This is a genomic window from Robertmurraya siralis, from assembly GCF_005502275.1.
GTDB lineage: Bacteria > Bacillota > Bacilli > Bacillales > Cytobacillaceae > Robertmurraya > Robertmurraya siralis.
This window is the reverse complement of record NZ_SWLZ01000008.1, coordinates 130,761-152,826: the sequence shown is the minus strand read 5'-3', so window position 1 is coordinate 152,826 and position 22,066 is coordinate 130,761. Positions and strand designations below refer to the sequence as shown.

Below are 22,066 nucleotides of genomic sequence, written 5' to 3'. Positions count from 1 at the left end.
ATATACCACCTCACTTACTGTATCTTATTCTAGGGTCAATAAAAGCATATAGAACATCAACTACAATCATCGTCACAGCCACCGATATTGAAAGCACGAGATAAATTCCCATCAATAGCGGATAATCTCTTCGCGAAATTGCATTCAGCATGAAACTTCCCATCCCTGGCCATGAGAATACAATTTCAATAATAGCTACCCCAGTAATCATGTATGCAATCGTAATTCCAAAAACAGTAATGGTCGGTAAAATTGAATTTTTCAATACGTATTTATTGAATATTCTGCCTTCACTCATTCCAGTTGCTCTAAGAGTTGTTACAAAATCCTCTGACATAACCTGAATAACAGAAGAACGAGTGATTCTAAAGAAGTATGGAATACTAAGCAATGTTAGTGTAGTGGCAGGAAGAAACATATGGTGCAAAACATCTATGTAGTATGCGATTCCCGAATGATTTGCACGTAAATCAACCATCCCTGAAGTTGGAAAAATTCCCAACCAAGAGGCGAATAGTAAAATAAACATCATTCCCAACCAAAAACTCGGCATGGAATCGAATAGATAAGATAAACCAGAAAGCAAGTTGTCCAATTTTGAACCGGGTCGTCGGGCACAATATATACCTAATAAGGTACCTATTAGCAAAGCCAATATCGCTGTTGTAAGCGTGAGCATAAGGGTAGGACCTATCCTTTCCCCAATCATTTCACTTACAGGACGCCCGCTCAAAATAGACTCTCCTAAATCTCCACCGGCAAGTGTTCGAAGATATGTTAGAAATTGAACACCCACAGAATCATTTAAACCGTATTTCTCTCTTAATGCCTCTTCCATCTCTGGTGAAGGACTATCTTGCCCTGACAAAATACTGATAGGATCTCCTGGAGCGAGCTGTATCAGCATAAAGTTAAGGAAAATAGCAACAAAAATAATTAGTATTCCTGTAAAGCTCCTACGAATAATAAAACTCCCCACACCATTACCCCCTTTAGCCAATTCAGATAAGAAATGTACTTATTTTTCCGTTGTACGGAAAGTGTTTCCATTTTTATAGCAAATTTTTTATCCACCCAATCGAGCAGATATTTCATCAGCACATCGAATTACAGCATTGCTTAATTCGGCTACTCTTTTTTCACTTAAATCATGACTAAGAAGTCCAATACTAATGGCCCCTGCCACTTGATTATCGAACTCTTTTATTACAGCAGCGATTGAGACGGTTCCCTCTGTTTTCTCTGCAACACTAATACTATATCCTGCACTCCTTATTTGTTTTAAGGCTTCTAAAAATTCCCTTCTCTCCTCTTTAGTCTGCAATAATTTAGTTAGTATCTCTTCTACCTTAGAGGAAGCCATATGTGCCAGCATTACTTTATTGGGAGCACCAATATTCATTGGAATGCGTTCTCCAAGGTTTTCAACAATCCGCACCTTCATAGGACTATCAATTCGTTCAATTGGAAAAGAAAAATAATCATCTGGGATACTAAGATAAACGCTTTCTTTAACTTCATAAGAAAGCCTCTCCATAATCGGCCTTGCAATTGTTCTTAAATCCATTTTTTCTAGTTGCAGCAAGCCTATTTCTAACCACCTTGGTCCGATTAAATATCTTTTAGTATCAATTGATTGCGTGATTAGTTTATGCTCTATTAAAGTACCAATCAGCCTGTGCGTCGTACTTAATGGCAATTTCAAATTCTCCGCAATTTCGCTAATTTGCCAACCTTTTTTGCTATTGTCAGAGAGTAAAAGATAAACAATTTCTAATGCTCGGTTTACCGATCTTGTCATTTTTAACCACCATATCAGTTTCTTGTATTTTTAAAATATTTCAAATTTTATAAAATAATATCATTAAAAATCTTTGAAATCAATTAAAAATTTTCTAATAATTCAAAAATATTCATGACTTGGAGTTCGGCTTATTAAGTAATCTCCTACAACTTCCCTATTAATAAAATCTCTTACTTAATAACATAACTCTATTAATTACAATCATTCTATTTCAATTAAGTTCATCTGTCTTACAATTTGTCAGGTCATCTGACACAGTTTTTTGGAGCTTTACCATCTCCATTACGCTTGAGCTTTATTTTTGAAATGATTTTCATTTATAAAAAAAACGAATAATAACAAGCTGTTTGACAGTCGCTTGCTTTATTCGCATTTCCCCTTAACCAAATTATCTAAGCAGTGGGAGCCCGGGCGTGATGAACACTCATCGAGACTTAGGTAAATATTATTTCAAGATAATGTTCATCTTTATTTTCCAAAGGAAAAGCAGCGTTCCCTTAATCGAGCTTCTTGCACTGAAGTTTATGCTATTTATGATGTCTCCATTTCTTCAGCTGCCTAATGTTCCTACATTAATTTATTGTTATAAACTGCACAGAACTTACACCAATCAGTAATAATGATATGCTTTTGTTTTATATCGATTAAGCCCTCTTTTCTTAGCTTTGAAAAAACGCGACTTACACTTTCTCTTGATGTGCCTATCAGAGTGGAAAATTCCTGAATTGTTAACGGAAGCTCAATGTACATTCGATTACATCGATTGGCCCCAAATTTCTCTGCTAATCGCTCGAGCATTTTCATCGTTTTCGTGTAAACATCAAGAAGGGCAATGTCTCTCATTATCGACGTAAGATCCCGGAGAGTCTCACCCATATATCGAATCATTTGGACTGCCAACTCTGGATTTAATAATAATTCTTGTTCAAAATCCTCTGTGCTAAGAAAATAGATTTCACCAGGCTTAATCATCGTTCCTGTTGCTGGATAGGTGAGATCGCCATAATTAAATAAGCATGCCTCAGCAAAAATATCCCCTTTTTTCTTCATACAAACAATAAGTTCGTTCCCTTGTTCATTTTGTTTTGTAAGCTTCACCATACCTGAATGGACGAAAAATACTCCCCTAGCTCTTTCATATTCAGATATTATTTTATCACCCTTATTAAATGACATCTTCTTGATTCGCTTATCAATTATTTGCAAAGACTGTGGCGGCAGATCTTTAAATACCTCTACTTTACTTAAAAACTCATGAATGGCGGAAACCTCCATGCTCTGATTTTCCATCTCAAATCCCCCTTTCAGATTTACTCCTATTCTAGAGAATCCAATTCAACAAGAATGTGTAAAATATCACATTTTTTCTCTTATTTCCCGTGATATTAAAGATCTTTCATTGGAGTTTCACAAAACCTTCACAAAGAGACTTCTTTCATGTGAAGTGAATCACACCTGACAATATCCCTAACAGCTAGGATGAATTTGTGATGAAATACTACTTTGCAAAGGGGGAGAACTTTTGAAGACATCCATTATTCACTTTGTCATAAGCGCCATCATCGGCCTTGGCCTAGGTTATCTTGTGTTTGATGTAATCTTAGACAGCGGTGGTAAAGATACTGAGATAACACAAGAACAAACTGCTGATCAGACTGCTACTGTAAACGAGGAGGACCATGAAACCAAAACATCCGATGTTGAAAACGTTTCCAATGAGGAGAGCATTCTTCAAGCAAAAGGCTGCATTGGCTGCCACGCTGTGGAAGGGCTGAAGCTTCAAGGTGGAGCAACCGGTCCGGACTTGTCCAAAGCCTATAATGAAGTTGAAGGTAAGCATGGTAAGCCGCTTCAAGAATTTTTAAAAGAGCCAACCTCTGCCGTCATGTCATCCGTGATCGGCGGGAATCCTTTATCTGCTGAAGAAATTGACCAAATTGTCAAGGAGTTAAAAAAAGCGGCAGAACAATAATTTTTGACATTCTGTAATTATCTGTACCTTAATCAAAAAAATGCTTTATAGAACGAATTTCATTTTTGATGAAAACAGCGCACCGAAACGACTCATAAAAAGGAAGGTGTTTTACCATGAAGAAATGGATACCTGCTGCATCCGGGCTAGCCGCCGGTTTCTTAGCGGCAACGGTATTTTTCGCTGACTTCTCAACTGGTCCCAGCGGCTCCGCAACCTCTGACTCAGCTAATAAAACGAATGCAGAGAAGGTCTATGTCCCATTTGGGGAAAAAGACGAATACTATTTATTTGCGTCCGGTGGACATTCTGGGCAAATGTTCATTTACGGAGTTCCATCCATGCGCCACATCCGCACAGTCCCGGTTTTTTCACCAGATTCTGCGACTGGATACGGTTTTGATAACCACACGAAAGAGTTAATGGGAGATTATTCGTGGGGAGATCTCCATCATCCCGCTTTCTCAGAAACCGAGGGAGATTATGATGGAAAGTATATGTTCGCCACCGATGTCGCCAATAGTCGTGCTGCCGTCATGGATTTAAAAACGTTTACTGTAAAAGATATTATGAAAGTTCCGAATACCTCTGGCCCGCACTGTGCCGCTTTTGTCACGCAAAACACTGAGTATATGTTCCTTCCAACTCGTTTTTCTGTGCCGATTGGAAGTGAATATGCAGACCTTGATAACTATAGTGAACAATACCATGGTGTCATGTCTGCTGTAACATTTGATGAAGAGAAAGAAAAGCTGGATATTGCCTATCAAGTAGCCTTGCCACCATGGTCCTATGACTTATCTGACGCTGGTAAAAAGATGTCTGCCGATTGGGCAGTTATGACGACGTACAATACGGAAGAAGCAACAACAAACCTAGAAATTAATGCTTCTCAAGCAGATCGTGATTACATCGTATTGTTCAATTGGAAGGAGCTTGAACAGAAAATTGCCACTGGAGAATATGACGAAGTGACAGGCCAAAAAATGATCTTTCCTGAAAAGCATAAAGGTGGCATTTACCTAGTTCCTGTTGCGAAATCGCCTCATGGGGTAGACGTTACACCAGATGGGGAACACTTCATTGCTTCGGGTAAGCTTGCTCCAGCGATGACGGTTTTCTCCTTTGAAAAAGCTTTTGCAGCGATTGAAAACGGTGAATTTGACGGAGAACGTAACGGAATCCCTATTCTCAAATATGAATCTGTTATGGAACGAGAAGTTAATCCTGAAAACGCTCTTGGTCCGCTTCACACTCAATTTGATGATGAAGGGATGGCTTATACTACCATGTTTATTTCATCTGAAATTGTTAAATGGGATCCAGCTACAGGAGAAACATTAGATCGGGTTCCTGTTCAATATTCTCCGGGACACTCAGTTGCCGCTGAAGGAGATACTGTCGCGCCAGATGGTAAATATATTATTGCCCTTAACAAAATTGCAAAAGACAGCTATTTATCAGTAGGGCCATCACATCCAGAATCCATGCAGCTAATCGATTTAACAGGGGACAAAATGGAAGTGATCCAATCGGCACCTGTCAACCCTGAACCACATTATGCGCAAATGATTAAGGCGGATAAAATCAATACGATTACCGTATATGATAAGGACGAAAGCAATCCAAATGCTATTTATAACCAAGAAGATGCAAAAATCGTCCGTAAAGGCAATGAAGTTCACGTCTATGGGATCGCCATGCGTTCCAAATTTATCTTTGATGCCAACGCGAAACGGCCGGACGTGATTGAAGTAAATGAGGGAGATAAAGTCGTTATTCATCTCACAAATATAGACTTTGACCAGGATATCACGCATGGCTTCGCGATTAATCAATATGATTTCAATATGGAGGTTCAACCTGGACAAACAAATACGATTGAATTCACAGCAGATAAAGCAGGAACATATCCACTTTATTGTACGAATTTCTGCTCTGCCCTGCATCAAGAAATGTCAGGCTATTTCCTCGTAAAGCCGAAAAACTGAAAAAAACGATAATATTTGTTTAATTCCGTTTTTTAGTAAAATCTTTATGTTGGTAAAACGATTCTTGGCTCATTTCGTGTGAAGCATTGATTTCACTCGCCTTCACTTATACTGAAAAGTCAGGGAGAAAATGAGCCGATAACCAATACTGACATATAACAAAGCCTTAGACAAAGAAGGGGCAGCATTTAAACGTTCAGCGCCCCTTTTATAAAATGGGTAGTCACTAGAAAGAAGTGTTTGCAATGAAAGGAAAACAGCTTTCTCGATTCTCATCATTCTTAATGATTATCTCTGCCATATTAGTCATGTTAGCCCTGTTCTTCCCATGGTGGAGAATGGAATTTTTCGCTCCTCAATACCCCGAGGGACTGAATATTATTGTTTATCCTGATCACCTTGAAGGGGAACTGGAGCAAATTAACGGATTGAATCATTATATTGGCATGGCCCAATTCAATGAAGAAAGCTTCCCAGAATTAAATTATCTTCCTTATCTCATTGGCGGGCTTTCCATACTCGTACTACTTGGAGCCTTTATTCGTAAAAAAGCTTATTTAATAAGCCTTATTGCTAGTTTTCTTATTGGTGGTGCAATCGGTGTATGGGATTTATGGGCAGCACTTAAGGAGTATGGAACCAACTTAGATCCAATGGCTCCAATTGAAATGGAACCATTTGTCCCGCCGATCATTGGAGAAAATGTCGTCGCCAACTTTACAACCTATAGCCTGTTAGGAACGGGTGCTTATTTAGTCATTGCAGCCTTTATTTTGCTGCTGATTCCTTTATGGAAGGATCGAAAACAATGAAAAAGCTGACGTTCTTATTCTTCATCATGTCCATCATTCTCCTTGCTGCTCCGCATTCAAGCTTGGCGAAAGATGATCTGCAACAAATGATCGATGCCTTGCACAACGGAGACATACTGGAGCTAGAAGATAAGACGTACGAAGGAAATATTACCATCAATAAATCAATAGAATTAATTGGAAAAGAAGGAACCGTTATAAGTGGTGATGGAAGTGGAAATGTCATTTCTATCGAAGCACCTAATGTAAAGATTCGCAATATGACCGTGTTAGGCAGCAGCATGAATCGCAATAGCTCTGAGGAATACGCAGGAATTAAGGTTTACTCTAATCATAATGTGATTGATTCAGTAACGATTAAGCATTCCTTTCACGGTATTTATTTAAGTCAAGCCCATCATAATCTGATTGAGAATAGCCTCATTACAGGATTAGGCAAAGGGGAGATTGCCAATCAAGGAAACGGGCTTCATATCTATTACGCAAACGATAATATTCTACAAAACAACGTGGTCAAAGGTTCTAGAGATGGCATGTTCTTTGATTATGCCAACCGCAATGAAATTCTTTATAATTCCATAAGCGAAACACGCTATGGTCTGCACTATATGTATTCTGATGATAATTTTTTTGAAGGGAATACGTTTACGATGAATACCGGTGGCGCCGCCATTATGCATTCCAACGGAATTAAGCTTGAGCAAAATGAATTTATTTTTAACTATGGACATAAATCCTTCGGCCTCCTGTTATTATCGTCCAGAGACACAATCATTCAAGATAACACCTTTTTTCTCAATCAGAGAGGATTATATATCGATCAGGCAACAGGGAGTTTAGTAAAAAACAACCGAATTATTAAGAACCAAATCGGGATCGAAATATGGGCAAGTTCAAACGAGCAAATTTTTACCTTAAATGAAATTAATGAAAATACCATTCCTGTTGCCAGCCTTGGTGGGGAAGGAAGAAATAGCTGGAGTGAAAATGGCATTGGCAATAACTGGGGGCGCTCATTTCCTATGATCGATTTAGATCAAGACGGGATCGGTGATGAAGAGGTGCGCTATCAATCTTCACTCCATCAACTAATAGAAGATCAAGAACTAGTTTATCTCTTTTTACAAAGTCCTGCTATCGCTGTTTATGAGAAGCTGAATCAGTTTCTCCATAAAGAGAAAACGATGTTTACCGATCCTTATCCGCTCGTGACAAAGCATGAAAGGAAACAAGCGTCGCTCATTCTCATCGGGGTGCTAGCCATCTCATCCAACCTATATATTTATCGCCACTACAAAAAGAGACTATTATAAGGGAGACATCCACTATGCATTATATTTGGAAAGAATGGAAGGAAAACATAAAAGGAAAAGGGCTTTGGCTGGCCTTTGCGCTCATTGTTCTCGTTTCAGTTAGTTTATTGTTCCGTTCCTCTGCTCTTTCCTTTGATCAAGGATTCTATATTCACTTGATTAATTTATTTGATGCATTCGTCTATTTCATCCCGATATTATGCCTTTTTTTAGGGGCCTTTTCCCTATTTCAGGAAAAAGAACAAAAAACATTGATCATGCTCTTAACAAGGGGAGAGCACTTTACTGGCTTTCTATGTAAAAAAAGCGTGGCAATTCAATCAGTGTTATTAGGGCCGATTGCTCTATGGCTCTTTCTCTACTTGATTCCGTTAAAATTTTATTTTCAAATAGATGGCCCTGCCTACCTTGCATTCTTGTTCACTATCACAAGTCTTATTCTCGTCTTCACCCAGTTTGGAGTCTTCGTTGGGAGCATCAGCCGCTCCAGAATGCAAATTGTTGGCTTCGTGATCGCCATCTGGTTCTACTTTTTCTTCTTACACGATTTTCTCTTACTATCATGGTTAAGTAACGTTACCTATGATAATGTGAAACTCTTTTCTAGCTTTTATTTCCTAAACCCGTTGCAAGCCGCAAGAATTTACCTTGAATCAGCATTCGGCGTCTATTCCTTTGAGCATATGTCAAAGCTCCTTCAATCATTCATGTGGTTAAAGCCGTCTTTATTTTTAATCGGCAATGTTGTACTCGGACTACTGCTCTCGTTTGGAGCTGGAGTTGCTTTTAAACGAAAGGAGGGCTCACAATGATTGAAGTTGCCAATCTCTATCAATCGTTCGGAAAGAGAACAGTCCTTCAAGATATTCACTTAAAAATAGAAAAAAATGAAATATGTGCTCTCGTTGGTCGAAACGGGGCTGGGAAATCAACTTTTATTAATAGTCTTCTCGGAATTCTTCCTGTCAAAAAGGGGACAATCAAAATCAATGGCAAGGAAAAAAGAGATATAAGCAGCGAAATCGCTTATCTTCCAGAAAAATTTTTGCTTTATCCTTCTTTAACTGGACTGGACAATATGCGTTTTTTTGCCAGAAGCATTTCCCAGACCTACGATGAGAAACGAATGGAAGAGCTCTTACAATCCGTCAATCTTTGGGAGGAGCGTCATACGATTATCGAGGGGTATTCAAAGGGAATGCTGCAGCGACTTGGACTCGCAGTGACGCTCTATCAAGATTCACAAATCCTCGTCTTGGACGAACCGACAAGCGGTCTTGATCCAATTGGTAGAAAAGAAATTTTGGAAACGTTAAGGTCTTTGCAAAATAAAACGATTTTAGTATCTTCCCACCATTTAGATGAAATTAAACAGCTATGTTCACACGTCGCTTTTTTAGAAAATCAGCAAATCAGTAAATACACAGTTGCAGACTTTCTACTAACACAAAAATTAGGAGAGAATGGATCATGAAAAAATTTTTATTCGCCTTAGCCAGTTTGCTTTTCTTACTGACTGCCTGCAATAAAGATTCTGTCGCTGTCGAGGTCGAAAAGGATTTATATTATGAAAAAGATGCAGACTCCGAGCTTGTCATTAAAATTACTGATGACAATGAACCTGTTTCCGGCCTCAAGGTCAATGCCGTGCTCGCGATGAGTGACATGGACCATGGGCAGATAGAAGCAGACTTTAAAGAAATCGGAGAAGGTATTTATTCGTCAGAGGTCAAATTGCCGATGGCCGGAAAATGGGAGATTGTTTTCACGTTTGACCATAATGGGAAATCTGTTGAAAAAGTAATCACATACGATGTGAAAGAGCCAAGTGGAATCGCTAAAATCAACGGTGAATGGATTACAAATGAAGATCTAGAATTTTATCAGTTTATCAACGAACTGCACATTGCCATTAACCGCGAACAGGATAAAGCAAAGTATGAAGGCGACGAATTAGAAGAAGCGTTAGCTTATTGGGACGGGCAAGAGAAGCTAAATCAAGATCGAAATCAGCTACTAACCCAGATTATCCGCCTCCGTTCCATGGCTCTGCTTGCTCTTGAAAAAGGCCATGAGGCAACGCAAAAGGAAGTAACCGAGCAAGTCAAACAGGTACGCACTCAATATGAAGCAGTCCCCGTTGCCAAGAAAATGATTCAAGAATTTGGAGAAGAGAAATTCTGGAACAAAGAACAACAACAATATGAACTCATTGTTCTCTCGCAAAAGGTTCAAAACGATTTGATTGCTCAAGTACGAAAAGAAAATCCCGATGTCAACGAGCAGGAGATCCTTTATCTTGCCCAAAAACAATACGAAGAACTTCTTGTTTCTCAAGTTAATTCATTAACAATTGAACTGTTATAAATCCTGAGCTTAATCGGGATTTATTTTTTTGCAAAATGAGTGATTACTCACTTCACAAATCTCCTTTTATGCTTTATGATGTAAGTGAGTGATTACTCACTTTTTGAAAAGGAGTGAATATAATGAATACAAATGAAGTGATCGTGTCTATCCAGAATGTATCGAAGGCTTTTGGTAAGCAGGAAGTGTTGAACGATATTTCTTTAAATGTTTACAAAGGGGAGATCTTCGGGCTATTAGGTCCATCTGGTGCTGGTAAAACAACATTAGTGAAAATGCTAACTGGATTAGATTTGCCGAATCGGGGAGAAAACCATCTTTTCCAAGAAAAAATGCCTTCCTTAAAGCTCATTGAAAAGATTGGCTACATGGCGCAATCAGACGCTTTATACGGAGAATTAACTGCGAAGGAAAATCTTGAATTTTTCGGTGCTCTTTTCGGTTTAAATGGAAAAGCATTGCAAAGTAGAATTAGCAAAGTGATGGACGTTGTTGAGTTAAGCGACCATTTAAACAAAACCGTCCACCATTATTCCGGGGGAATGAAGCGAAGATTATCGCTTGCAACTGCTTTGCTCCATGAACCGGAACTGTTAATTCTTGATGAACCAACTGTAGGAATTGATCCTGTTTTGCGCATGAGTATTTGGAGGGCCTTTTACGAATTAAATGAAAAGGGCGTGTCGATTATTGTTACGACGCATGTTATGGGGGAAGCGGAAAAATGTCACCGTCTAGCAATGCTTCGCGATGGTCGACTAATCGCTGTTGGCACGCCCGAGCAATTAAAAGCAGACACCGATTCCTCTTCCATTGAAGAAGCATTTCTAGCATATGGAGGTGTAAAGGCGTGAGAGTAAGAGCACTCGTAATCCGGATTTTAAGACAAATTATTCGTGATAAAAGAACGCTTGGACTACTAATTTTTGCTCCAATTCTTATTTTAACGATGCTTCATCTTGTTTTTAACGGTGATGATTATGTGCCAAAGGTCGGGTTGGTTGATATTCCTGAAGCTTTTGAAGAACAGCTAGATTTAGACGATGCGGACATTACAAAATACACAAATATCGAATCCGCCAACAAAGATACTGAAAAGCAATTGCTCGATGGCTATATCACATTTGAAAACACTAGCCCTTCCATTGTCCTTGAAGGCAGTGATCCAAATGTCAATGGCGCTACGATAAAGTGGCTGCAAAAGGCTCTTGCTCCTTTACAGTCAAGCGACGCAAATGAGCTAGATATTGAGTTTATTCACGGTTCGGAAGATATGAGCCAGTTTGATTATTTTGGTCCAGTTTTATTAGGATTTTTTATATTTTTCTTCGTCTTTTTAATTGCCGGTGTTTCTTTTTTAAGAGAACGAACCACTGGTACACTAGAGCGACTACTATCTAGTCCGTTACGAAAATGGGAAATTGTCGTTGGTTATATTATCGGGTTCGGGATTTTCACATTACTTCAGGCAACAATTATAGCGGCCTATGCTATTTATGTGTTGGGGATGCTTATGGAAGGGAGCTTTATATATGTTCTTCTGATTACGTTAACACTTTCCTTAACAGCATTAACGTTAGGAATATTACTATCTGCATTCGCTAATAATGAGCTGCAAATGATTCAATTTATTCCCATTGTTGTCGTCCCGCAAATCTTTTTTTCAGGACTATTCAATTTAGAGACGATCTCTCCATGGTTAAATTGGATTGGTCCACTGACACCGCTCTATTACGCAGCCGATGCTCTGCGGAATGTGATGGTCAGAGGATACGGATGGGGTGATATCTATATAAACCTTTTTGTGCTCCTCGGTTTTTCAGCATTATTTATATTCTTGAATATATCCGCTTTACAGAGATACCGAAAGATTTAGCATCTTGTCTTATAATCCATTACAATAAGAATATCAAGTATTGAAGGAGTTTATCATGAACGGTCCAGATAATCTTATTGAGGAAATTTTTGAACATAGCGACGAGCTTACGGAGAAACAAAAAAAAATCATTCTTGCTGCTATTCAGGCATTTGCGGAAAAAGGGTATGCCTCTACCTCGACAAGTGAAATAGCGAAAAACGCTGGAGTTGCAGAAGGAACTATTTTCCGCCATTATAAAACGAAAAAAGATTTACTCTATTCGATCATCGAACCAATGCTGGAAAAATTTATAGCTCCCTTTGTCCTAAAAGATATGGAAAAGGTTCTAAACCAAAAGCATGCTACATTTGAAGATTTTTTGAGAGCAATGATTGAAAACCGTATCAAATTCCTATCTAAAAATATGCTTTTGTTAAAAATTTTTATTCAGGAGATCCCTTTTCAACCCGAATTAAAAAATCTGTTTAAAGAGCATATCGGTACAAAAGTCATTGCGCGTTTTACACAAGTTGTTGAGTATTACCAAGCAAAAGGGGAAATACTCGTGGCCCCTCCCTTTAATATCATTCGATTTATAGCATCTACCATATTTGGTTACCTTATCTTTCGCAATCTTCTGTTACCAGAACTTGACTGGGATGATAAAGCGGAAATCGAACAGACGATTCAAATGATTATGCATGGGATTTCAACACAAAAATAAGCTTAAAAAGAGAGTTGACCGAAAAGTTCCATCTAACAAAGCAAGGAAGATAAATTTGCTAGTTATCTCCCTTGCTTTCCCTGGTCATATAAAGAAATTCGAAACAATCGAACAGCCTTTAATGAGCGGCTTTTTTCATTATTTTAAAGAAAATTGTTTTCTCTTCTTAATCTAAAAAGAATGCTCATTATTCAATAATGTCCCACTGCTTCATCTTCGAAACTTACGACATATCCTTTTTTGCAAAATAGTCTCCGATCGTTTTATAGGTACCTCTTCCTTTAAATTTCACTAAGCTCAACCTTATATAAGCGATCATCATTTTCTTCGGGAGTACCACGACCATCCGTATTATTGGATACAAAGTAAAGGACTCCATCCTCAATCAAAATATCACGAATTCTCCCTAGCCCTGTGATTACCTCATTCGTCTCACCTGTCTCAAGATTGAACTCTCTTACAGCGTTTCCTCTTAAGGTTGCAACATAAAGCCTTCCTTCATAATAGGCTATTCCTGACGGTGCCCAGGTCATCTCTGCTCCGGATTGAAAAAGAGGTGATTCTATACCTGTCTGCTCTTCTTCTCCGATCACCATCGGCCACCCATAATTTCCAAAAGGTTTAATTAAGTTGATTTCATCATGTGCTGAAGGACCGTGTTCACTAGCATACATCGTGCCATCACTAGCCCATGCCAAACCTTGAGGGTTACGATGGCCGTAACTATATACATAGGAGTCAGCAAGAGGATTATCTTCAGGGATAGAGCCATCTAAATTGAGCCGCAAAATTTTTCCACCTAACGACTTCACATCTTGGGCAATATCTGGATCTGTTGCAGCGTCTCCTGTCGTCGCGTACAACTTTTGATCTGGTCCTAGCTTTAAACGTCCTCCATGGTGATATTGCCCACTTGGTATTCCGTCAAGAAATAACTCTTCTTCCTTCCACACCTCGTCCACAAGCTTTAGCGTAACAATTCGATTAAACTGCCCATGCTCGTCCGTATAGGTATAGTAGGCATAAGCGCGATTCGTGTTAGCAAAATCTGGGGCTAGGACAAATCCGAGCAAGCCTGCCTCCGCTGCTGTTGCTAACGTCTTCTCCAGCTCCACCTTTTGTCTTGATTGCCTATCTCCTTCAATTTTCATGACCGTTCCGTTTCGTTCACTGATATAAAACGTTTGCCCCATCTTATTAATGGACCACGGAACTTGGAGGTTTTCAGCAACTACCTCCCTGCCCGTAGCCGTAACTGCTGCCTCCCCCATTTCATCTTCATCTATTGTTTCACGCTCATTTCCCCCAGAGCATGCAGCCAAAAACAAAACGGTTAACAGCAGGAATCCTTTCTTCATCGCACTCCTCCTTATTTTATCAAGACCTTTACAAGATTAACCTAAAACACAACACCGCGATTTAAGCTCTCTTTTTGAACTTTTTTACTACCCAGTTTATAACTATTAGCGTCAAGCACATTTTACAGAAAAACTAATTTATAGCATCCCAGATCGCTTTTGCTACGCCACTTTCCTCATTTGTAGCTGTGACAAAATGGCATTGAGCTTTAATATAGTCGTCCGCATTTCCCATGGCCACCGCTCTTCCAACCCTTTGAAACATCGATAAATCATTGTAATTGTCACCGATCGCCATCGTCTCCGTTAGCAAGATGCCTTTTTCTCTTGTAAAACGATCTAAAGCAATTCCTTTTTGCGCTTCAACCCCGTTAATCTCTAAATTTTCTTTCCCTGAAGAACTTAAAGCAATTCCCTCAATTTCTTTTAGCTGTTCTTCTACCTTTTGCAGTTGCTCCGGATCAAAAGAGAGAGCTAATAGTTTATAAAGATGATAATCTTCCTGTTCAAAAATAAAATCGGCGCTCTCTACTGCTTTTATAAAATTCATTCTTTCTTGTAAAATTTCTTCTATTTTTTCAACCTCTATTTTCTCAAGTTTGTTAGCAGTATACTCTTTAAAATGGCGGATGCCTCTTTCCTTATCGGCTGTATAAATTCCTTTACTTGTAAAAAATTCAACGTAAATATTGCTATCAGAAAGAACCTTTAATGCATCCTTTGCAATCTCCTTCTTAAGAGGATTATCAGCAACAATTTCTCCCTCTGGTGAACGCACCTCCGCCCCGTTGGCACAAATCACCGGACAATTAATCCCTGCCTCCTTTAGTAAATAAATCGCCTCTGGATAGGAGCGGCCTGTAGCAATGACTACTTCCACACCTTTATCTTGTGCCGCCTTAATTGCTGTCATATTCTCTTCCGTAATTTCATGATCCTTCGTTAATAATGTTCCATCCATATCAATTGCTACGCATTTAATCATTGTTGTATCACCCTTTATCTTTATATGTATTTACTTCCTTCGCGGACGCTCAAATTGGATAGGGGCACCTTTTCAATTATTTGCTTGACAGACTGTGGGTTCGTCTTCGAGTATTCCCTTAAGGCCCATCCAATTGCCTTTCGAATAAAAAAATCCTGCTCTCCAGCATTTTGTTCAATATACTGCAAAAGCAGCTCTTCATTTGTTCGTTCCTTATATTTTAGTTGAAATAATATGGCGGTTCTTCTTAACCAAATATTATTGTTTTTTGCCCAATGGTCAATTTTTGCCGGGATTACTTCAGGATGTTTAGCAGCTATATATCCAACAAGCTTAGGAGCAATGGTGTCGACCGTATCCCACCACGATTTAGTTGTAATCAGCTTTTCTAACAATTCAAGGTGGGTTGGCCCCAGCTTTTTCCTTATACTCTCCAAATAAAATAACGCCGCATACTGGTACTCTCTTTCGTCTTTCTCCCAAAGGGCAAGAACAAAATCTTGCTGTAGCGGTTTCTGTAAAATGGCGGATGCCTGAAAAAACTCTTTTAGAAGTTTTTTGCGCTCAGGTGTTTTTATGCCAAGATAGGAAAACTGGTTTCGCATATACTTTTCCATTGGAACTGCCATTTCTTTATTACGATGTCCGACAAATATTGTCTCAAGCTCATTGATATAGTTCAAATTTGCTCCCCCTCAATCTTGTCCTCCTTTTTCATTGTAAGAGTTTCGAGGAAGATAATCCAATAATTGAGAGAAATTTAACATTAAACTTGCAGCTAACGTTACGTTAGGACTTATGATAGTAATAGATAGGAGGATGGCAATGAATACATTTTCAATTGGGGAATTCGCCAAAAAGACCGGTTTAACAGTAAGAACTTTACATTATTACGATGAAATTGGAATTCTTAAACCTTCACATGTTTCCGATAAAGGAAAGAGAATTTACACCGCAGAAAATTTTATTACATTGCATAAAATCATTACCTTGAAATTTCTAGGCTATTCGCTCGAAGAAATTAAAATGTTCCTAAAATCCGAAAAATGGGATTTAAAGGACTCCCTTTCCATACAAAAAAAAGCAATGGTGAAGCAAAAGGAACAACTGGAACAGGTCATTAGAGCATTAGATCATGCTATATATATTGTAGATCGCCATGGTGAACTAGATTCATCCATATTTATTACATTAATTAATGATATTCACATGGAAAAAGAACATAAAAAATTGCTAAAGGGAGTCCTTGACGAACAAAAAGTAGAACAAATTTTTAGTATCGACGAAAAAAGACATCTGGAAATCAACACAAATACAGTTGGATTATTAACGGAGCTGAAGGAACTTTATGGTACAGATCCTAAATCCGCAAAAGTACAACTACTAATCGAAAAACTAATCGATTTAATTGCAGAATTGACAGGAGGAGATCTTCACTTTCTAGAGGAGGTTGGTAATGTTGAGATCAACGATGAGGACTGGGCGATTCCATTCCCTTTTTCAAAAGATGTTGAGGAGTGGATTTCCAAAGGGATCGAAATAAATCTACAGAAAAGAGGAATCACCATAAATGAAAGAAAAAAAGGAACAAATGAATGCTAATCACTTGAAAGCTTTTTGGAGGTTAATCAAGAGCTCCAACCCACCAAAAGGGATCTTTATTCTTGCCTTAGCTTTAGGGTTACTTGAAACGGCAGCAGGACTCGTGCTTCCCTTATTCACGAGATCGTTAGTCGATCAATTGGCACAATCCGCGCTTGAAATTTCACTGATTGTCCTATTGGGTGCTGCTTTTATCGTTCAAACGATTTCATCTGGATTTTCCTATTATTTTATGACCTACATCGGAGAATCAATCGTTGCTTCGATACGGAAGCGGCTGTGGGGGCATATTATCCATTTGCCGATCCCTTATTTTGATGAACATCAATCAGGTGCAACGATGAGCCGTGTCTCTCAGGATACAAATACGGTGAAAACCTTAATCACCCAGCATTTAATTACGTTTGTTTCCGGAGTCATCTCCATTATCGGTGCAGTCACAATTTTATTCATTATTGATTGGAAAATGACGCTAATTATGATCATTTCTGTCCCTATTGCCATCCTCGTGATCATGCCACTCGGACAAAAGATGTACAAAGTCTCCAAGGCAACACAGGATGAAATGGCCACCTTTACGGCCAATTTAGGTCGCGTACTGGCTGATATTCGCCTCGTCAAAGCCTATCATGCAGAAGAGGGTGAAAAAGCAAAAGGGGAGCAAGGAATTCGCCACCTTTTTCAATATGGATTAAAGGAAGCACGTATACTTGCTGTTATTTCTCCGTTCATGACTTTTATTATGATGGTAGTACTTGTCGTACTAATCGGATATGGCGGAGTCCGCGTTGCCTCTGGAGCCTTGTCCGCAGGCTCTCTTGTCGCAATCATCATATATATGTTTCAAATCGTTGTCCCATTTAGTCAAATGGCCACCTTTTTTACCGCTTTCCAAAAAGCAATGGGCGCAACTGAACGTATTCAAGAAATCCTCTCTATTCATCAGGAACCAACAACAACAGGTGTTGCAGTGGGACAAGAAGCAGAACCACTCATCTTTCAAAATGTCTCTTTTTCATATAAAAAGAACGAACCGATTTTAAAAAATATTTCCTTCGTCGCCCCACCTGGGAAAACAACAGCATTTGTCGGGCCAAGCGGAAGCGGGAAGACTACCATATTTGCTTTATTGGAGCGTTTTTATTTAACCGCAGAGGGAGAAATTCGTTTGGGCAACAAACCCATTCAGCTCTTTGATTTACACTCGTGGCGAAGCCAAATTGGCTATGTCTCTCAGGAAAGTCCCATTATGTCTGGAACGATACGAGATAATATAATTTATGGGCTGGCACAGGAGGTCTCCGATGATGAAGTGCTCCACGCCGCCAAACAGGCAAATGCGGCAGAATTTATTGAACGCCTCCCGAACGGGTTTCAAACAGAGGTGGGAGAAAGAGGCATCAAACTATCCGGAGGTCAAAGACAGCGGATTGCCATTGCAAGGGCATTGATCAAAGACCCTAAAATTCTCCTTCTTGATGAAGCCACTTCCAACCTTGACAGCGCTTCCGAAGAACTTGTGCAAAATGCACTGAATCATCTTATGAAAGGGAGGACAACACTCGTTATCGCTCATCGCCTTTCAACCGTTGTCGAGGCGGAGCAAATCATCGTTTTGGAACAAGGTGAAATCACAGGGATTGGAACCCATAATAAACTTCTACATGCTCATAACCTATACAAAAAGTTAGCTGAACAGCAATTAAGAAATGAATCACTAACTTCTGAAGTCGGAAAAGAATTTAGGGAGAATGATGATTGATGGAATTTAACTATTGGTTGCTTATCCTCTTTGCAATCCTTTATGAGCCCATTATCGGCTATTTTGCTTTCAAAAAATTTATACTTGACGTCAGAGAAAATCAACGTGTAAGGTTGAAGTTTTATCAGCAGACCATGCTTGGTCTTTGGATTCCTACAATTTTCATAGTACTGCTAGCTCTGTTTACAGAATTATCTTTTCAAGATATCGGGTTATCTTTTCCAACCATTAACACGGACAGCTTAGGACCATTCATCACCTATTCTGTATTTGTCTTAGCAATACTCTATTTGATCGGACTCCTATATTATTCTATCGGTTATCAATTAAGTGAAAAGATTAGAGCTAAATTAGAAGAAGCAAAACAAAAAGAATGGGATAATGTCGGTTTTTCAGAGATTTTGCCCATTACGAGTAAAGAGAAAAAGAGATGGAATTATGTTTCATTAACTGCAGGAATTACTGAAGAAGTAATATATAGAGGCTTTTTAATCTTTGCTTTCTCTTATTTATTTCCTGATTTTTCGATTTGGTTCGTCCTATTATTATCTTCATTATTATTTGGTTTAGCACATACCTATCAAGGTGTTAGAGGAGTGTTGCAAACCACAATGGTAGGTGTCTTTTTTTCAATTCTTTATATAGGAATTGGCTCCATACTGCCACTTATGCTCCTTCATTTCTTGATCGACTACGTAGCAAAATTAGGAGACAGACCTAAACCCATTAACTAATCACCACTGAAATGCCTGGCGCATTTACTATCGCCAGGCATGCATGCTATTATCCTTTCACGGTTTGCTTTTCGATAAAGCCCTCCTGATAAATTCGACTAATAATCGATTCTATATCTGGTTCTTCTACCGTTAAATCTTTAATATTATGCGTTTGCGAGATTTGTGTAATCAAGTCAGATGCGGAGACTTCATTTCGATTAAAGCGAAGCCAATAACGATTGCCCTCCTGCTTACATAGCTCCCCGCCTTTAATATGAAAGGAACTATTTGCATCCTCTAAATCGACGACAAGTGTTCTCATTTTTCCAAACCGTTCTTTTACCGCAAGTATGTCCCCATCGTATACCTTTTGCCCATGATCAATCAGAACCATTCGTTGACAAAGCTTTTCGATGTCCTCCATATCATGAGTTGTTAAGATAACCGTCACTTCCTTTTCCTTATTAATCTCCTGAATAAACGTCCTCATCTTCTCTTTGGCCACAACATCGAGGCCGATCGTTGGCTCATCCAAAAATAGAATGGGAGGATCATGAAGTAAGGACGCGGCAATATCCGCTCGCATTCTTTGACCCAGTGACAATTGCCGTACAGGTGTATTGATAAATTCATCAAGACCCAGAATCTCTTGAAAGATACTCATATTTTCCTTATACCGTTGATCCGTTACCCGATAAATGGCCTTCAAAAGCTCAAATGATTCAATCGTTGGAAGATCCCACCATAGCTGAGTCCGCTGGCCAAAGACAACACCGATGCTTTTCGCATTTTCTTGGCGATTTTCATACGGAACGATTCCGTTCACAGTCACTTGCCCAGCAGATGGTACCAATATTCCCGTAAGCATTTTAATCGTTGTTGACTTGCCTGCTCCATTTGGCCCGATATAACCGACCATTTCCCCCTTTTCAATCGAAAAGCTGATATCTTTTACCGCTTCTTTTTTTACAAATTCCCTTTTAACCAAGCTCTTTAACGCACCAACTAGCCCCGTTTCACGCTTGGCAATCATAAATTCCTTTTGCAGGTTGTTCACTTCAATAATTGACATCTTCTCACGTCCTTCTATGAGCCAGTACTCTTATATCTGCTTAATCCTAACATCCAAATAAAATAGGCAAGACCAAAGAACAGCACACCGACAAGCGGGGAAAAATAGCCCATGTAATCTGGGAAATAAGGAGTTTCCTTATTTAAAATAACCGTTGTCGGAAAGTAATTTACAAAGCCAAACGGAATGACAAATGCTGTTATCCATTGGATAAACTTTGGATATATGGCCAATGGATAATAGGTTAAATTTCGCGCCGGAAACATGGCAACCCAATAAAATTGCTCCGACTTCGTCGTCCAAAATGCAAATGCCGAAATGATGACAAGGAGTCCCCCTTGAATCAACACACCGCCAACGATCGCCCCGAGTAAAAAAAGCAACTTGCCCAAAGTCCATTCAAGCTGTAGCTGAAAGCTGACAATCACGAACACAACGATACTAAACAGAAACTGCCCGAATGAGGCAATATCAAATTTCATCGCCATAAAATGAAAGAATGGATTAAGCGGTCGGACAAGAAAGCGGTCAAATGTGCCATTCAAAATATATGTATCAAGACTGCGAAAATGAAAAAAAAGGATGATGCAAAATCCCCATGAGAGAATGGACAACGCGAATAAAAAAAGCATCTCAAAAAAGTTCCAATCTCCTAATGTTTGAAATTGATAGAGCATGACCCACATCGTGACAGCCGTTCCTGTATAGGCCGTAATCATCCCGATGATCCGCATCACGAAGGCAAAGCGATACTGAAGCTGGGCTCTAATCCCCGCGGAGACAAGTTTAAAATAAAGTTTTATATATTTTGCGATTGTCATCTCTTTATCCTCCTTGAACAACCACTTTATGGGATGCCCGATTCCAGACCATTCTTAAAACAAGGTAACATACGAATAACCAAAATAATTGAAGCCCTAAAGAGGTGAAAACCTCTCCCCCAGTCGTCTCCCCGATAAAAATCGAAATCGGCATAAAGAAAATGGCTTGGAAGGGCAAATAAACAGCGATTGTTTCCAGCCAGCTTGGGAAAAACCAAAGAGGAATAACTGAACCAGAAAGCAAGGACATCGCAAAATAAAAGATATCTTCTATTCCTCCTGTTTCCACTAGAAAAAAGGTTAACAATCCGAATGTCATTTCTACACAGTAGCGAATTAAAAAGCCGATACATGCAGAAATGATAAAGTAGACCCAAGTCAGCCAATTGGTCGGCAAAGCTAAGTCTAAAAAGTAAAAAATGACAAGATATAATGGCAATAACGCGGTGATCATATAAAAGGCGACACTACCAAAATCGGCAAATAAATACCTTAATGGCACATCAAACGGCCTCATTAATTCCAATGAAATATCTCCCGTTCTTACCTTTTCTTGAATCTCCCATAACGGAGTCCCAGCCTCATTCACTCCATCTAAAAATTGACTCACCACTATGTAAGTTAGCATCGCTGTAAAGGTGACTCCACCAGCCTCATCCCGTCCCGCATAAAGAGCTGTCCAAATCGAGCCCCACATTAATAAAAATATAATATTGGAGCCTGTCCGTGACCAAACCTCAAAACGATAAACTGATGAGCGAAGAAAAGCCTTTTTTGTAAATGTCCAATACATACTCCAACTGCTCATTCCCTGCACCCCGTAAATAATTTTGATTTTTAAGACTATTTCATATTCTAACATATTCATATAAAAAATGGCTATCCATCATGAGATAGCCATTCCAGAGT

The 22,066-nt window shown here is 39.1% G+C and carries 22 protein-coding genes; 13 read left to right on the top strand and 9 right to left on the bottom strand.

The window, feature by feature from the left end:
• Positions 1-10: 10 nt before the first annotated feature.
• The 3 genes from FCJ93_RS12320 to FCJ93_RS12310 form a co-directional block, all read right to left on the bottom strand.
• Positions 11-979, bottom strand: coding sequence for an ABC transporter permease (locus FCJ93_RS12320; protein ID WP_137743808.1), 969 nt, complete (start codon positions 977-979; stop codon positions 11-13).
• 87 nt (positions 980-1,066) lie between these two features.
• Positions 1,067-1,801 (bottom strand): IclR family transcriptional regulator, encoded by a 735-nt coding sequence (locus tag FCJ93_RS12315; RefSeq protein WP_095312505.1) that lies wholly within the window; start codon positions 1,799-1,801, stop codon positions 1,067-1,069.
• 570 nt (positions 1,802-2,371) lie between these two features.
• Positions 2,372-3,094: a Crp/Fnr family transcriptional regulator gene (locus FCJ93_RS12310; protein WP_095312502.1), complete on the bottom strand. Its 723-nt coding sequence runs from the start codon at positions 3,092-3,094 to the stop codon at positions 2,372-2,374.
• Positions 3,095-3,326: 232 nt separating this feature from the next.
• On the opposite strand from FCJ93_RS12310, the gene FCJ93_RS12305 reads away from it, so the two are divergent.
• The 10 genes from FCJ93_RS12305 (at position 3,327) to FCJ93_RS12260 (ending at position 12,841) form a co-directional block, all read left to right on the top strand.
• Positions 3,327-3,776, top strand: a complete 450-nt coding sequence (locus tag FCJ93_RS12305) for a c-type cytochrome (RefSeq protein ID WP_137743807.1) — start codon at positions 3,327-3,329, stop codon at positions 3,774-3,776.
• Between the two features lie 116 nt (positions 3,777-3,892).
• Positions 3,893-5,767, top strand: a complete 1,875-nt coding sequence (gene nosZ / locus FCJ93_RS12300) for a Sec-dependent nitrous-oxide reductase (RefSeq protein WP_095312496.1) — start codon at positions 3,893-3,895, stop codon at positions 5,765-5,767.
• 245 nt (positions 5,768-6,012) lie between these two features.
• A complete protein-coding gene (locus FCJ93_RS12295; RefSeq protein WP_095312493.1) occupies positions 6,013-6,579 on the top strand; it encodes a hypothetical protein in 567 nt (188 codons plus the stop codon).
• On the top strand, positions 6,576-7,892 hold the full coding sequence (gene nosD, locus FCJ93_RS12290) for a nitrous oxide reductase family maturation protein NosD (RefSeq protein WP_137743806.1): 1,317 nt from the start codon (positions 6,576-6,578) through the stop codon (positions 7,890-7,892). Before FCJ93_RS12295 ends, nosD begins: the two co-directional genes overlap by 4 nt.
• Before the next feature lie 14 nt (positions 7,893-7,906).
• A complete protein-coding gene (locus tag FCJ93_RS12285; RefSeq protein WP_095312487.1) occupies positions 7,907-8,704 on the top strand; it encodes an ABC transporter permease in 798 nt (265 codons plus the stop codon).
• Positions 8,701-9,366 carry an ABC transporter ATP-binding protein gene (locus FCJ93_RS12280; protein WP_137743805.1) on the top strand — a complete coding sequence of 222 codons (666 nt, stop codon included), beginning with the start codon at positions 8,701-8,703 and terminating at the stop codon, positions 9,364-9,366. Before FCJ93_RS12285 ends, FCJ93_RS12280 begins: the two co-directional genes overlap by 4 nt.
• Positions 9,363-10,259: a FixH family protein gene (locus tag FCJ93_RS12275; protein ID WP_235879469.1), complete on the top strand. Its 897-nt coding sequence runs from the start codon at positions 9,363-9,365 to the stop codon at positions 10,257-10,259. Before FCJ93_RS12280 ends, FCJ93_RS12275 begins: the two co-directional genes overlap by 4 nt.
• A 122-nt stretch (positions 10,260-10,381) precedes the next feature.
• Positions 10,382-11,113: an ABC transporter ATP-binding protein gene (locus FCJ93_RS12270; protein WP_095312478.1), complete on the top strand. Its 732-nt coding sequence runs from the start codon at positions 10,382-10,384 to the stop codon at positions 11,111-11,113.
• The gene (locus tag FCJ93_RS12265) at positions 11,110-12,135 is read left to right on the top strand and encodes an ABC transporter permease (RefSeq protein ID WP_095312476.1); all 1,026 of its coding nucleotides are present in this window, start codon (positions 11,110-11,112) and stop codon (positions 12,133-12,135) included. Before FCJ93_RS12270 ends, FCJ93_RS12265 begins: the two co-directional genes overlap by 4 nt.
• Positions 12,136-12,190: 55 nt before the next feature.
• Positions 12,191-12,841: a TetR/AcrR family transcriptional regulator gene (locus FCJ93_RS12260; protein ID WP_095312474.1), complete on the top strand. Its 651-nt coding sequence runs from the start codon at positions 12,191-12,193 to the stop codon at positions 12,839-12,841.
• 281 nt (positions 12,842-13,122) lie between these two features.
• Here FCJ93_RS12260 and FCJ93_RS12255 read toward each other — a convergent pair whose 3' ends face one another.
• The 3 genes from FCJ93_RS12255 to FCJ93_RS12245 all read right to left on the bottom strand — a co-directional run bounded on the left by FCJ93_RS12255 (position 13,123) and on the right by FCJ93_RS12245 (position 15,867).
• A complete protein-coding gene (locus FCJ93_RS12255) occupies positions 13,123-14,199 on the bottom strand; it encodes a PQQ-dependent sugar dehydrogenase (protein WP_137743803.1) in 1,077 nt (358 codons plus the stop codon).
• A 133-nt stretch (positions 14,200-14,332) separates the two neighbouring features.
• Positions 14,333-15,184, bottom strand: a complete 852-nt coding sequence (locus tag FCJ93_RS12250) for a Cof-type HAD-IIB family hydrolase (protein ID WP_095312468.1) — start codon at positions 15,182-15,184, stop codon at positions 14,333-14,335.
• 20 nt (positions 15,185-15,204) lie between these two features.
• Positions 15,205-15,867 carry a DNA alkylation repair protein gene (locus FCJ93_RS12245; protein ID WP_095312465.1) on the bottom strand — a complete coding sequence of 221 codons (663 nt, stop codon included), beginning with the start codon at positions 15,865-15,867 and terminating at the stop codon, positions 15,205-15,207.
• Positions 15,868-16,009: 142 nt separating this feature from the next.
• Between FCJ93_RS12245 and FCJ93_RS12240 the strand changes: the two genes are divergently transcribed.
• The 3 genes from FCJ93_RS12240 to FCJ93_RS12230 are packed head-to-tail and all read left to right on the top strand — an operon-like array spanning position 16,010 to position 19,282.
• On the top strand, positions 16,010-16,786 hold the full coding sequence (locus tag FCJ93_RS12240; protein ID WP_170211297.1) for a MerR family transcriptional regulator: 777 nt from the start codon (positions 16,010-16,012) through the stop codon (positions 16,784-16,786).
• A complete protein-coding gene (locus tag FCJ93_RS12235) occupies positions 16,755-18,548 on the top strand; it encodes an ABC transporter ATP-binding protein (protein WP_095312459.1) in 1,794 nt (597 codons plus the stop codon). Before FCJ93_RS12240 ends, FCJ93_RS12235 begins: the two co-directional genes overlap by 32 nt.
• Entirely contained in the window at positions 18,548-19,282 is a 735-nt protein-coding gene (locus FCJ93_RS12230) for a CPBP family intramembrane glutamic endopeptidase (protein ID WP_095312456.1), read from the top strand. Before FCJ93_RS12235 ends, FCJ93_RS12230 begins: the two co-directional genes overlap by 1 nt.
• A gap of 49 nt (positions 19,283-19,331) precedes the next feature.
• Here FCJ93_RS12230 and FCJ93_RS12225 read toward each other — a convergent pair whose 3' ends face one another.
• The 3 genes from FCJ93_RS12225 to FCJ93_RS12215 are packed head-to-tail and all read right to left on the bottom strand — an operon-like array spanning position 19,332 to position 21,965.
• The gene (locus FCJ93_RS12225; protein ID WP_095312453.1) at positions 19,332-20,336 is read right to left on the bottom strand and encodes an ABC transporter ATP-binding protein; all 1,005 of its coding nucleotides are present in this window, start codon (positions 20,334-20,336) and stop codon (positions 19,332-19,334) included.
• Positions 20,337-20,350: 14 nt separating this feature from the next.
• Positions 20,351-21,157, bottom strand: coding sequence for an ABC transporter permease (locus FCJ93_RS12220; protein ID WP_095312449.1), 807 nt, complete (start codon positions 21,155-21,157; stop codon positions 20,351-20,353).
• A gap of 4 nt (positions 21,158-21,161) precedes the next feature.
• Positions 21,162-21,965, bottom strand: a complete 804-nt coding sequence (locus FCJ93_RS12215; RefSeq protein ID WP_095312567.1) for an ABC transporter permease — start codon at positions 21,963-21,965, stop codon at positions 21,162-21,164.
• Positions 21,966-22,066 lie beyond the last annotated feature (101 nt).